This is a genomic window from Prevotella sp. TF12-30, from assembly GCF_003436715.1.
Classification (GTDB): Bacteria; Bacteroidota; Bacteroidia; order Bacteroidales; family Bacteroidaceae; genus Prevotella; species Prevotella copri_A.
Map to the genome: position 1 here is coordinate 57,541 of NZ_QSQJ01000007.1, position 14,496 is coordinate 72,036.

The 14,496-nt window shown below is 41.8% G+C and carries 8 protein-coding genes and 1 pseudogene; 7 read left to right on the top strand and 2 right to left on the bottom strand.

Going from position 1 to position 14,496, the window contains the following annotated elements; all coding sequences use genetic code 11:
* Positions 1-90 precede the first annotated feature (90 nt).
* From DXD25_RS04525 to DXD25_RS04550, 5 genes and pseudogenes are all read left to right on the top strand, one after another.
* Positions 91-1,737, top strand: coding sequence for an alpha-L-fucosidase (locus DXD25_RS04525; protein WP_117661973.1), 1,647 nt, complete (start codon positions 91-93; stop codon positions 1,735-1,737).
* A 141-nt stretch (positions 1,738-1,878) separates the two neighbouring features.
* Positions 1,879-4,902, top strand: coding sequence for a TonB-dependent receptor (locus tag DXD25_RS04530; protein ID WP_233522186.1), 3,024 nt, complete (start codon positions 1,879-1,881; stop codon positions 4,900-4,902).
* A 24-nt stretch (positions 4,903-4,926) separates the two neighbouring features.
* A complete protein-coding gene (locus DXD25_RS04535; protein ID WP_117661975.1) occupies positions 4,927-6,612 on the top strand; it encodes a RagB/SusD family nutrient uptake outer membrane protein in 1,686 nt (561 codons plus the stop codon).
* Positions 6,613-7,008: 396 nt separating this feature from the next.
* Entirely contained in the window at positions 7,009-7,641 is a 633-nt protein-coding gene (locus DXD25_RS04545; protein WP_117661977.1) for a nitroreductase family protein, read from the top strand.
* Between the two features lie 180 nt (positions 7,642-7,821).
* Positions 7,822-8,103: pseudogene (locus DXD25_RS04550) on the top strand (PD-(D/E)XK nuclease domain-containing protein); the annotation flags it as partial.
* 37 nt (positions 8,104-8,140) lie between these two features.
* On the opposite strand, the gene DXD25_RS04555 reads toward DXD25_RS04550, so the two are convergent.
* On the bottom strand, positions 8,141-10,120 hold the full coding sequence (locus DXD25_RS04555; RefSeq protein ID WP_117661979.1) for an SUMF1/EgtB/PvdO family nonheme iron enzyme: 1,980 nt from the start codon (positions 10,118-10,120) through the stop codon (positions 8,141-8,143).
* A 557-nt stretch (positions 10,121-10,677) separates the two neighbouring features.
* Between DXD25_RS04555 and DXD25_RS04565 the strand changes: the two genes are divergently transcribed.
* Positions 10,678-11,496: a carboxypeptidase-like regulatory domain-containing protein gene (locus DXD25_RS04565; RefSeq protein ID WP_117661981.1), complete on the top strand. Its 819-nt coding sequence runs from the start codon at positions 10,678-10,680 to the stop codon at positions 11,494-11,496.
* Positions 11,497-11,571: 75 nt separating this feature from the next.
* Here DXD25_RS04565 and DXD25_RS04570 read toward each other — a convergent pair whose 3' ends face one another.
* Positions 11,572-12,489 (bottom strand): hypothetical protein, encoded by a 918-nt coding sequence (locus tag DXD25_RS04570; RefSeq protein WP_147327847.1) that lies wholly within the window; start codon positions 12,487-12,489, stop codon positions 11,572-11,574.
* Positions 12,490-12,734: 245 nt separating this feature from the next.
* Between DXD25_RS04570 and DXD25_RS04575 the strand changes: the two genes are divergently transcribed.
* Entirely contained in the window at positions 12,735-14,408 is a 1,674-nt protein-coding gene (locus tag DXD25_RS04575) for an ATP-binding protein (protein ID WP_233522187.1), read from the top strand.
* The last annotated feature ends 88 nt before the right edge of the window (positions 14,409-14,496 follow it).

The following is a 14,496-nucleotide window of genomic DNA, read 5'->3' on the forward strand; positions in this document are numbered from 1 at the left end:
TCATATAATCCCATGAACTTCGGATAAAACTGTGTATCTTTGCAGCAGATTTAACAAACAATTATTTTAAAGCAATATAACAATATGCAAATGAAAAAAATATTCTTTATAATAGGAGTCATCTTGACTATGGCAAAAGGAGTGCAGGCGCAAACCTGCCAGGTTCCTGTCTCTGAAGCTGATGAGCCAATGATGAAAGGTAAATTTGAACCAACATGGGAATCTTTGGAAAATAACTACAAAGTACCAGACTGGTTTAAAAATGCAAAGTTTGGCATTTGGGCACATTGGGGGCCTCAATGTGTGGAAGGAACTGGCGACTGGATGGCACGTTCAATGTATATCGAGGGAAGCAGAGAATACAAGTATCATGTTGAACACTATGGTCATCCTTCAGAATTTGGATTCAAGGACCTGCTTCCACTGTTTAAAGCAGAAAAATGGAATCCAGACAAGCTCGTTTCCTTCTATAAGAAAATCGGTGCTCAATATTTCTTTGCCTTAGGCAACCACCACGACAACTTTGATCTTTGGGACAGTAAGTATCAGCCATGGAACTCAAAGAATATGGGACCTAAGCAAGATATTCTGGCAGGCTGGGCTGCAGCTGCCAAGAAATACGGTCTCCCATTTGGTATCAGTTTCCATGCAGATCATGCCTGGACTTGGTATGAACCAGCCCAGCGTTATGATAGAGAAGGAGACAAAATGGGTGTAAGTTATGATGGTACTTTGACAAAAGCAGACGGCAAGGGAAAATGGTGGGAAGGATATGACCCTCAGGATCTTTATGCACAGAATCACCCTTTGAGCAAGGGTAGTTGGGCTGATGGCATGATTCATCGTCAATGGGCATGGGGAAATGGTGCTGCAACCCCTTCCCAGAAGTTCTGCACCAACTTCTACAATAGAACTCTTGATGCAATAAACAGATATAATCCTGATTTGATTTACTTTGACGTTACTGCAGTACCTTTCTATCCAGTTAGCGATGTAGGCTTGAAGATAGCTGCTCATTTCTATAATCACAACATGGCTACACACAAAGGAAAGCTGGAAGCCGTGATGTTTGGTAAGATTCTGGATGAGAACCAGCGAAAAGGACTTGTTTGGGATGTGGAAAGAGGTGCTCCGAACCAAATTCAAGAAACTGCTTGGCAATCATGTTCCTGTATTGGAGGATGGCACTACAATACCTCTATTTATGAGAACAATGGCTATAAGTCTGCAGCTTCGGTAGTCAAGCTGCTTGTAGATATTGTCAGCAAGAATGGAAACTTATTGCTCAGTGTTCCTCTCAAGGCGGATGGCAGCTTCGATGAGAAGGAAGAAAAGGTCCTGAACGAGTTTGGTGCCTGGATGAACATCAACAAAGAGGCCATTTACGATACTCGGCCATGGAAGGTGTTTGGTGAAGGTCCAATCTCAGAATCTGACATCAAGATCAATGCTCAGGGATTCAATGAAGGTTCTTATACACATGCCACTGCAGCAGAAAAACGTTTTACACAAACTTCCAAAGCCCTATACGTAACTATGCTGGCATGGCCTGCAGAGCAAAAGGTAACGATAAAGTCATTGGCTCTCAACAGTCCTCTCTTCCAGAAGAAGATCAGTAGGGTAGAATTATTGGGCTATGGCAAGATACCTTTTACGCGTACTACCGAGGGACTTGTTGTAACTCTTCCAGCTAAAAGGTTAAACGATATAGCTCCGGTTATTAAAATCGGAAAGTAACAAATTTAATCATAATATAGAATCTAATTTGTGACAGGTATTATACCTGTCACAGGTACTTTCTATCTCTTTGTCAAACTAAAAATATTTGTTATGAAGTACAAATTATCTTTAAACAATTTGCCTTACTGGCGATTTCTTATGATGGTAATTGTCTCCTTTTATACCAGCATAAGTATTGCGCAAACTCAGGTAAAAGGAAACATTAAAGATGTTTCAGGTGAGCCATTAATAGGTGTCAGTATCAAAGAGAAAGGCACTTCTAATGGTACAGTTAGTGATTTAGACGGTAACTTTGCCATAACTACCAGCAAGAGCAACTTTCTTCAGGTAAGTTACATTGGCTATATTTCACAAGAAATCAAGGCCGAAAATGGTAAGACCTTACAAATCGTCCTTCAAGAAAACTCGGAAATCCTGGAAGATGTTGTAGTTGTAGGTTATGGAACCCAAAAGAAAGTAAACCTGACGGGATCTGTTTCTGCTGTTACTGCCAAGGAATTGGCAAATAAGCCAGTTACTAGTACTGCGCAAGCATTAGCTGGTCTGGCTCCTGGCTTGAGTGTACTGCAAAATTCCGGACGTCCTGGCGCTGGTGCTTCTGTTAAAATCAGAGGTACAGGAACATTCTCCAGTGCAGGTACAGCTCCGTTGGTCTTGATTGACGGCTTGTCAGGCAATCTGGATGATGTGGATCCTAATGATATACAGAACATCTCTTTCCTGAAGGATGCTGCGTCTGCATCTATTTACGGAAATCGCGCTGCCAATGGTGTTATCTTGATTGAAACCAAGAAGGGGGCTACCGGCAAAACCACCATCACCTATAATAATTCTTTCGGCTGGCAGTCACCAACAGAACTTCCAGACTTCTTGCCATCGTGGGAATATGCCACATATTACAACATGGCCATGAAGAATATGGGAAAGCAAGAGGCATACACTGCAGAGCAAATTCAGAAGTATCGTGATGGCTCAGATCCTGACAACTACCCTAATGTAAACCATCTAAAATGGCTTCTTGAGTCTGGATCGGGTTTTCAGCACCAGCACAATTTGAGCATTCAGGGTGGCAACAATAACCTCAGCTACAATCTTTCAGTAGGTTACAGAAACCAAGAGGGAATGACTGCCAACACCAATAATGAGCGTCTTACTGCTCTTTTCAGCATGAAGAGTGAACTTTCAAAATGTTTACACCTCAATTTGAACATCAATGCATACAACAACAAATACAATGCTCCAAACGGAGAACCACAGAGCATTGATGGAATGATTGGTTATGCAGTAAGAGAAGGTGCTATTTACGCTGGTAGAAAGTCGGATGGAAGTTTTGGATATCAAGATAATTATAGCCCGGAAGCATGGCTTAACAGCGAATCTTTCGTGAAGAATATCAACAGAAATGTCAGTGCATCCACTCAGCTTACCTGGGATACGCCGATTAAGGGATTGTCGATTATCGGAAAAGCGGGAGTTACCTACTGGACAAAATACGATAAGGCTTATAGAGCAGAAACTTATTTTGATGCCAACAAGACTATAGGTCCTTCTACATTGAGTATTTGGACTGCCAACAATACCTATACCACATTTGAAGCACTTGCCACTTATGAGAAGCAAATCAAAAAGCATTACTTCAAGTTGTTGGCTGGTACATCTGTAGAGCAAAGTTCCAATAAGGGTTTGGAAGGTTCTAGAAATACTTTCCCTAACAACTACTTATACGAATTAGGTTCTGGTGATGGTTCTACTGCAAGCAATAACAGTTCGTTGGAAGAATATGCCCTGCAGTCATTCTTTGGTAGAGTAAACTACTCATTCAATGATCGCTATCTTCTTGAGGCAAACCTTCGCTATGATGGTTCCTCACGTTTCGCCAAAGGTCATCGATGGGGTTTATTCCCATCTGTATCGGCTGGTTGGAGAATTACTGAAGAAGATTTTTGGAAGCAGAGCTGTCTCGCAGAGACCGTTGACAACTTAAAACTTCGTGTTTCTTATGGTGTGCTTGGTAATCAGAATATTGGTCTTTATCCATACCAGCAGACATATAGTCTCGGATATAACTATCCAATTGGTAATCCTGCCGCCCTGCAGTCGGGTGCCTATATGGCAAGCTATAACAATCAAGACATCACTTGGGAAAAAACCGCAATAACAGATGTTGGCATTGACTTCAGTCTTTGGAAAGGTCGTTTCAGTGGTTCCGTTGACTATTTCTACAAGTACACTTCTGACATTTTAGCTCCAGTTGAAGTTACCAGTATCATGGGACGCTCAGTTGGTCAGTCCAATGTAGGAGCGGTTTCCAACAAGGGTATTGAAGTTAATCTTACCTATAATGGGAAAATTGGCAAAGACTTTATTTTCAGTGTGTCACCTAACTTCACATGGATCAAGAATGCAGTAGAAAAGCTTGCCAATGGAGCAAAGGAAGAAATCAACAATGGTAGAATCGTAGGCCAGCCAATTGGAATCATATACGGCTACAAGACGAATGGCCTTTTTGTTGATCAGGCAGAAATTGACAATGCTCCGGAACAGTTGGTTGGTAAGTCAGGCATCAAGCCTGGCTACGTTAAATACCAGGATATCAGCGGTCCAAATGGAGTGCCAGATGGTCAGGTAGATGCGCAATATGATCGCACAGTCTTAGGTAGTACTACTCCTAAGTTCTACTATGGTCTGAACTTGACAGCAGCTTATAAGGGATTCGATTTCTCTGCCTTGTTCCAGGGACTTGGCGGTCATAAGAGACTCATCGGTTCTTACATGGCATATGCATTCTATAATGGAGGACAGATTCAAAGATGGCAAGCCGAAAAGTGCTGGACAGAAGAAAATCCAAACAAATGGGCAGAATATCCACGCTTGGAAACTCTGAATATGAACAATACCAATCTTCAAACTTCAGACTATTGGGTACGCGACGCAAGTTATCTACGTCTAAAGAATGTTCAGATAGGATACACATTGCCTAAGGAATTAGTCAGCAAGGTGGGATTGCAGAATATTCATATCTACGTAAGTGGACAGAATCTGCTGAACATCAACAAATTCTACAAAGGATGGGATCCTGAGAATGAAATAGGAACTGGAGATGCTCCATCTTATTACCCTATCAACAAGATATACTCTTTTGGATTAAACATTAAGTTTTAAGTAGAACTTTCAATTCTTAGAAAAATGAAACATCTAAAAACTATATTCAAGACTGCTCAAGCTTGCATTGTTGCGTCTTCATTATTATGCGTAGTGGCAGGTTGTTCTGATCTATTGGAAAAAGAACCTCCTTCTGCTATCTCTAATGGCAATTTCTGGACTAGTGAAGGAGATGCCAAACTTGCTCTTACAGGATGCTATCGTTTCCAGACAGGATGGTCACATGATGCATTTGACACTCCACAGGGATTGTTATATCTTGACTTTGCCGGTGGTAATGGTACGGAAAAGGAAAGCTTCACGACATTGATGGCAAGTTCGAATACCGTAGCTACCAATGGTAACTTGCGATGGTATTGGGGTAATGCTTATGTGCAAATTGCCAACTGCAATACATTTTTGGACAATATCGAGAATTGTCCAATGGATGATGTCAAGAAGAAGCAAATGGTAGCTGAGGTGAAATGCCTGCGAGCTTATTTCTTCTTTAATCTTGCTTTCTACTACAAAGATGTTCCTATGCCTTTGAAATCATTGACTTTGCAGGAGGCTAATAGCATAGCACAAACTCCACAGTCTGAAGTTTATAAGCAGGTGGAAAATGACTTGAAAGAGGCAGTAGGCTTGCTTCCTGAAAACTATAGTTCCGAAGAGTATGGTCGCTTTACAAAAGGAGCTGCCCAGACATTGCTTAGTCGCCTCTATCTGGCCCAAGACCGATGGAATGATGCAATTGATGTTCTTGGACAGGTTATCAGTTCCGGAAACTATGAGATAGACACCAGAAATGGCAAGGATAGCTACGAGAAGTTGTTCCAAATTGGAGGAGAGTATAGTCCGGAAACAATTTTCTGTATTATGGGCATAAAAGACAAATATACGAATTCTCGTTATCAATATCTCTATCCCGAATGTGCATATGGCGGATGGCATCAGTTTGCGCCATACAATGAACTCGTCAAGGATTACTTCTGCAGTGACGGCAAAAGCATAGAAGAATCAAGTCTCTATGATGACAATGATCCTTATGCAAATAGAGATTTGCGTTTATATGCATCTATCTTCCTGCCACCACTGGGAACATATCCTGGTACAAAATACAACGACATCACTTATGATTGTTACAAGGGTGCAAATTCTGCTGATGCATATAATAAGTTTGCCTTATTCAACGGTTATTGTCCTAAAAAGGGTTGTGACCCTTCTGTCACAAACAATCTGGGATCGACCTATACATATACGCCTATTATGCGTTATGCAGAGGTGTTGTTGAGTTATGTAGAAGCGATGAATGAAGCAAAGCCTGAGGCTGTAACTCAAGACGTATTGGACAAAACCATAAATAAAATACGCCAACGTGTAGAGCTGCCAGGTCTTCTTAAAGCAGATTTGTCACAAGCACAGCTTCGTGAAGCTATCAGAAAGGAAAGACGTGTGGAATTGGCCTTTGAAGGCTTACGTTATTTTGATGTACTGCGCTGGGGGATAGCTGCTGAGGTATTAAACCATACATTTACAGGAGTCAAGTTGTCTGATGATCCAAGTGCCAGAAACTATCGTGGAAGCGGATCTTCTGCTTCACCTGTAGATAAAGATATGTACTATCAGTTTGAAAAAAGAACTTGGGATGCTCACAACCGATATTTCCCAATTCCTCAGAATGATTTGAATATCAACAAGAATCTGAAACAAAACGAAGGATACAATTAATAGACACACTTAGGTCAAATTGTTAGGTTTTATGCTTACATTAGAGGGGGATGTCATTTGTCAGTGGCATCCCCTTATCTTACATACTAGATGTAACTATATTAGCAACATGATTACGGAATATGGTATAGAGGCAAAGTCTAATTCTGAAATTATATCAGAATCGGGAGGACGATTCAAGCAATATCGTCTGTTCAGCAATCTCACTCAGAAAGAGGTGGCTGTGAGTATTTTCACGATTCTGCTTTATCTTGAATTTCTAAAATTCGTTATTTAGATGTGTGCAGAGTAGTTTCCTTCCGCATAAAAGAACGATAAAAACTCTTAAAAGTTATAATATATCTTTCTGAATATAAGAATTTATGGCTATCTTTGCATGGTAAATATTTATATAATATGAAGAAGATTTTCTTAGGATTGGCAGCTGCACTGATGTTGACTGCCTGCAACGAGAACAGACAGCCGGAGGCAATGACCAGCGTTGACTCTGCAAGTGTGGTAACCGATTTGATGATGAGTCGCAGAAGCATCCGTGCTTACAAGGATTCCGCTATCAGCCGTGATACCCTGAACGAGATTCTGAAATGCGGCATCCATGCGCCAAACGGTCAGAACCTGCAGTCGTACGAAATCAGAGTGATAGATTCTCCTGCACTCATCGATTCGATAACCCAAGCCGTGGTAAAGGATAATCCTAAGATAGCAGAGCGCAAGGGCTTCAAGAACATCTTCGTGAATGCTCCATGCGTGGTTTGCATCGCCTACGATACTACTTATGATATGGCACAGATTGATTGCGGTTTGCTTGGCGAGAACATCATTCTTGCAGCATGGGCAAAGGGCATCGGTTCCTGCTGCCTGGGCAGTTCTGCCCGTTGGATATTGGATTCGCCATCTGCCAAGCCTTACCTCGATCGCATGGCATTCTCCAAGGGTTACAAACTGCTCTACTGCATCGCCCTGGGTTATCCTGATGAATCGCCGGAGGCAAAGCCAAGACGCCAGGATATGATCAAGTTCATGGATTAAGACAGATGAAGGTTGATGTCCTGTTTCAGGACATCAACGTTTGAAGATAGATATGCATCTTTTTGAAACATTATCCTGTACTCCATTTCAGTATGGCTATGGGCAAACACATGGAGAAGGAGCAACTGGAAAGATACTTGCTCTATATCATCGGCTTGAATGAAAAGAAGTTTGGTATAGAAAATGATGCTGTTTATCATCTTCTCGCTTTTGACTGGCTATGTGGTAGATGTAGAAGTGCACACTCCCAATGGAAGGGTAGATATCGTGCTGTTGACCGACATCCGTCTCTATATCATAGAGCTGAAGCTGAACAGGGATGCCCAGACGGCTTTGCTGCAAATCAACCTCAAGAACTATGCCCAGCGCTTTGCGCTTTGCGGGAAACCTATAGTGAAAGTAGGTGTCAACTTTGATTCTACCCAGGGAAATATTGAGGATTGGATAATTGAAGAGGAATGACCAGGCTAGTTAGCCTCTTTTTACAAGAGGCTAATTACTATGGGTATGTCAAGTGAACTGTGTCATACACAAACTCTGTATTTTGTTCAATCCATTTTAGGTTGAATCGATAGTGCATTCTACTGCTTAATATGTGTATCATGCCGTCTGGTGATTGTGTTCCAGCCAGATAGCCACGAGGTTCTGCATGTGTAGCATCCATATCAAAGAAGCCTGTCCATGCGCCACCATCAAGATGGCGTTCCTTGCCGTCATTTACCAGGCGTTTCACGGGCCATGTCTTACCATCGTCATAAGATATGGCGGCATACATTCCGTATCCTTTGTATGTCTTACCGCTGCTATCCTCAAATAGCATTCCACGTTCAGCTGCTGGTGTACGCTGAGGGTGGTCGGTAAATGAAATCAGCAGCAATGGTCCTTCACGTAATCGCATCAGCACCAGTCTCTGACCTCCATCTATGGGTGGAAATTCTGAGGCTGAATAGTTCCATGTTTTGCCGTTATCGTAGGATACCGACATCGGCATGTGTTTCTTGCCATCTTTGCCTATAATGCTGTTGCCGCGTCCAAGTGCCATAAGAGAACCATCGCGACGTATGACCAGTCCGGCATGGATGCCGGCAATAGTAGAGCCTTTTCCTCCTTCTGTAAAATCAGGCAATGGCTTGCCATCCCACGGGTCGTACCAAGTCTTTCCACCATCTTTTGATATATGTATCGAGGCTCCGTCATTACCGCCAGGACCTGCATCGCACAACTGGTAAATCCATCCGCGACTATTGCTGATTGTGCCCGAAATAACCTGGTGGCGCCTGGTGTGTTCCGGTTCTATGATGTGCGGGCGGCTCCATGACATTCCTCCATCATTACTCTCACGCAGAATCAATGCCAGATTCTGCCAATCGCCTGCTGCTTCTACGCCATTGAAATGAAACAGATGTCCTTTACCGTCATTGAATAGTGATGTGCCTGTCACATTCCGGTCGGGTACTGAGAAAAATAGCTCTGCTGGTGTCCATCTTTCCGCACCCTTTTTCAGTCTTGATGATAATACCACCATTCCACGTCCATTTTCTACATTGGCAGAAAACCATGCAGCAAGTAGGTCACCATTGTCGCACCAGGTAATAGATGGTTGATGATTGTGACGATAAAACGGTACTGTGTTCAATGTTGGCTTCACGACAAAAGGAATCGGTTCAAGAAATATGGGGGTGTTCATATCCTGGGTAGCCTTCTGTAGGGGATAGTCGGACTGAACCACTCTAAAACCTGTCAGGCTCTGACGGTCTTCTGGTATCATGCCCATACGGTTGGCACTGCGCAGATATTCTACTGGAGTATGATGACTTCCTCCACGGGTTACCCTGTACAATCCATCTGAAGGACCTACGGGGTCTGTCTGTTCTGCAGCATCATAAGGTCCATACCAGTCGCTGCACCATTCTTCTACATTTCCGTGCATGTCGTACAATCCGAATGCATTTGGAGCAGTCTGGCCCACAAGGAGGGATACAGGCTTGTAATCGCGTGCCACTACCTGGTTGCGACACATAGAGGCAGGTAATCCATCTCCTGTATAATATAAGGTGTATGTACCAGCTCTACAGGCATATTCCCATTCAGCCTCTGTTGGTAGGCGGTATGCTTTACCTTCTTTTTTTGAAAGCCATTTGCAGAAGTCAACAGCATCCTGATAGCTTATATTAACCACTGCATCATCGTCATTCCTTGATACGTTATTCTTGCCACGTAACTTATGATGTTCAGGTCGAAACAACTCATATTGGGCATTAGTAATCTCAGTACGTCCCATCTTGAAAGGGTGGGTGATATGGACCTTATGCACGGGAGATTCGTCAAAGTTTTCACCGTCTCCATTACTTCCCATATAGAAGCTTCCTGCCGGTATCTCCACAAGAGGAATGATATCGGTATTCTGTCCCTGAGTTTTATCACAAAAGATGAATCCTCCAGCCAGGGTAATCAGTATTTTTGTTTTTAAACTTACCATAAATATTTATATTCTAATTATAGTGAGATGAGTATTGTTTTGTTGTTTTATGCCATATTGGTTGCAAAGATAGTTATTTATAGTGAAACTTGTTTCTGTATTTAGGATTTTTTTAGCATAAGGTGTAACTTTGGTGGTCATCAGGTTGCAGCGCAATTACCTGATCTGCGTCCTTCGCCTGAACCCCGTCAATTTTTTGAGTCTTATATCCTATATAGTTAATATATCGTGTATATGTCTTTTCTTTATCCAATCCATCAATCTGGAAGTTTCCGTCGATGTTGGTGATAGCCTTCACGTTGGTATGCTTACCGCCGAGAGCAATCCTAATACAATAATTCCCCTTTTAGCATTCATAACCTATATCGTTTGATTACGGTTGCAACAACTAAAAAAGTTTAAACATTTAACCTTATGTTTTGAGATAAATAGAGAAATTACTATATTTGCATCATGATTATAGAATATGGTATAGAGGCAAAGTCTAATTCTGAGATTATATCAGAATTGGGAGGACGATGCTATACATATAAACATAAAATTTTAAAGCAAAGAATATGAGGAGATTTATATTTATTCTGATTGTCTGTGAGTTCATGTCTTTGGCATGTATTGCTGCAAATAAGACTATAAAAGGACATGTTGTGGATGAATTTGGTAAGAACGTTGAATTCGCTAGCGTATATGTAGATAGTATTTATGCGGTATCTGACAAGGAAGGAAATTTCTCTCTGGTGGTGCCCGATGGCATGAAACAGGAACTTGTGATTAGTCATATCAGTTATCAGACCAGTAAAATACCTTATGATGTATATAGCAAAAAGACTTCGCTGCAACTTACGTTGAAGGAAAAGACCTGTGATTTGTCTGATGTAACTGTTGTTTCCGGTAAAAAGCAGGAAGGCATTCTTGGAAAGGGAGCTCGGGCACCAGGTGATGTTGCATTTCATAACGTTAGAAGCACGAAATATGAAACGGGTCCCTTATTTGTTGTAAATAAAGACTATTATGTGAAAACAGCCAAGTTGCGAGTACAAAAATGTACTTTTGCTTCATGCACAATTCGTTTAATCATTTATGAAGTAAAGGGAACAAAGTTTGTGCCTGTACAGCATCGACCTTTGTACGTCCGATTATCTGAAATTTCAGATAAGAAGGATTTATCTGTTTGGATAGAAGAGCCGTTGAAGCTGGTGCGCAATCATAAATATTATATAGGTGTAGCTGTTATGGCAAGTAGCGGTAATGGTGAAATTCATTTTCCTGCTTATTTCAAGAAGGGCTGCGTAAGAAATCTGTGTACAGATAGAAAAAAGAATTTGCCAGTAACCTTGGGCGTTTCTCTTTATGGTATATCTGCAAAGCATCTTCAGTAAGTCTCCCCCACACGTTTACTTTTCTGTTCGTATGGGGGAACGATGTGTTTGGAACTTTATGCATTTTGCTTGTTTTTACTCCTTTATTTCTTTCATGTTTGCAGGATTATAGGGAGTCAACTGCTGCATCTCCTGCTCTGTTGCTTCAGGCAAGGAAGGTATCTTGTTTCTGATGCAGAAATCGGTAATGGCGGCAGCTGATTCTTTGGGAGTAGAAGAATCAGGTTTGATGGATTGCTTCTTTTCTACATACTCCTTTTCCGTGATATATAGCTCGGTAATCACATGGATGAGTTGCTGCTGCTTATCTTTTTTATGAGAGAAAAAATAGCTGTTGTCAGATTTCTGGAAGAGCAGGTCCTTGAAGGAATAGTAATCTTCAGGACTTATCTGATAGGTTTCCACCACATGGTCGTAGATATCTTTCTGGGTATAACCGAAAAGCTGGTGCGTCAGATTCTTGTAGGTAGGAAGCTGGTTGATTCCTATCTGACAGATATTCCGACTGCTGTCCGTTTGAATACTGCCTATTGTCTGCTGATTGAGCAGGACGAGTTGAGAGCCCAGTGAATCTTTCAGCTGATATTTCTTTCGATATTGCTCAATAAGTGTCTTCTCTTCCGGCCAAGGTCGGAAGGTTCCTTTGTCGCTGACCATGAATGCTCGCTTTTTGTCTTCGGAAACGAGTTGGCTGTTGTGAAGATTTCTTTTGGAATAGGCATTGAGATCCGTCTTTCCATTCTTCAGGTTGATGTAATACTCCACGATGCCGTCGTTGAAGTATTTCATTACAGAGTCGTTGGTCTGATAACTGCGATAATATCCCTTAAGTCTGATGAAGTGAGGACGATTCCCTGTTACGTTCACATCCTCCAGTTTCTGTATTTTTGTGATATGTCCAGGCATCTTCTCTTCCTTGTTCTGTGCCATGAGGCTGGTAGGAAGGAAGAGGAGAAGCACAAACAGATATTTCATATAATGATGTTGTTTCATATTGATGATGCTTTAAAAAGAATGCTTAATGATGTGCAAAAGTAAGAATAATCAGTTAGATGCGCAAAGAAAATCAGTTATTATTAGGTTAAAACTGTAAATAAGTAAACTGTTTCATATAATTTGCCTGTGCTTATCCATCAAAAAAACTACGCAGAAGAAAAATTTCTCAATCTGTGAAATCAACTTTCATAGGTACATCTTAATTTTGCATCCAAAAAAGAATGTATTAATGTTGTATGATGATGGTTAAGCAAATATCAGATAAGAAAGATGTGGAGCCGATAGATTTGCTCCAGGCCTTCGAGATAATCGTAGAAAAGGCAAAAGGGTCTTCTCTCGGAGAAGAGTTTTATCAGGAAGCAGAACCGTATCTTGTTTTTGTTTCTGGTAAATTGTGTATCTCTAAGCGAGCAAGTGTTATTATGGCCCTCTTTGCCGACCGGTGTTATGATACCCATATCCGGTTTTCTGATTTGACGGAATTCCTGGATTGCAGAATCCTGACATTGCTCAGATATTCCAACGAAACTCAGGAACTTATCGATAAGGAATATGTTTGTCAGAATCGGATTGAAGGACTCAGCTATAGCATCCCGATGGAGGTGATGGAGGCATTCCAGCATAATCAGCGATATATTCCTTCGGATGTGGATGAATTCACAGCCAGAGAACTGTTTGATAAGTTTGATGAACTTTTCTCGAAATGCCGCTGCGAAAAACTGAACAAGCAGGTTTTGAGAAAGAAACTCAGAGCGCTGGTTGTCAAGAATAGCAACCTGGCTTTTGTCAAGGCAATGGCATTGTATGATATAAATGTGGAGGATAAAGATTTTCCGCTTTTCATCTTGCTGTGTACACTCTTTGTTATTGATGGCGATGATGACATCCGTTGCCATGACTTGGATTTCATCTATGAGGAAGGTGAGTCGGTCTGGCGATGGGCTAAGCGAGACCTTAGCCAAGGCAATCATCGTTTCTTGCAGAAAAAGTTCATAGAATATACCAACGATGACGGCTTTGCCGACAGGGAATCCTTTAAGATTACAGACTGTGCGAAGAAGCTGCTCTTTTCGGAGATGAACCTTTCTGCTATGCAGGGCTCCCGTCCTAAAGGTAGCATGTTATCCTTTGAGAGTATCAAGCCTAAACAGCTGTTTTACAACGACAAGGAACGTAAACTGGTAGAAGAACTCGCAGCTCTTTTGGATGAAAAGAATTTCCAGGGTATCCGAGACCGCTTGAAGGAAACCAATTTCAGAAGTGGCTTTGCCTGCCTATTCTATGGTGCACCAGGTACCGGAAAGACGGAGACGGTTCTTCAGATAGCCAGGAAAACGGGTCGTGACCTTATCCTGGTTAACATCTCGGATATCAAGAGTATGTGGGTAGGGGAGAGCGAAAAGAACATCAAGGGTATCTTTGATGATTACAGAAAGATGGTGAAACAATCGGCAAAGACTCCTATTCTGCTCTTCAATGAGGCAGATGCCATCATCGGTAAGCGTATGGTGGGTGCAGAGAAGGCTGTGGATAAACTGGAGAACAATATCCAGGACATCATTCTTCAGGAGATAGAGCAGCTTGATGGCATTCTTATTGCCACAACCAATCTTGCCGAGAATATGGACAAGGCTTTCGAGCGTCGTTTCCTCTATAAAGTGAAGTTCGAAAAGCCTGATTTGCATGGTCGTTTACAGATTTGGCAAACGATGATACCATCTTTGAATGATGCTGATGCTTCTTTCCTTGCCGCTAGATATGATTTCTGTGGTGGTGAGATAGAGAACATTGCCCGCCATTATACCATCCAATCCATTTTGCATGGCAAACCGGCGAATATGCTCAAATCTCTTGTCGGGTATTGCGATAGTGAAAGGCTGGAAGGAAGACCCCCCAAGAGAAAGGTTGGGTTCTGATGCATCACCCATAAAGAAAAGACGGTAAATACGAAAAATGTATTTGCCGCCTTTTTCTCCTAGTTTCAGATGATTGTATCTGATATTT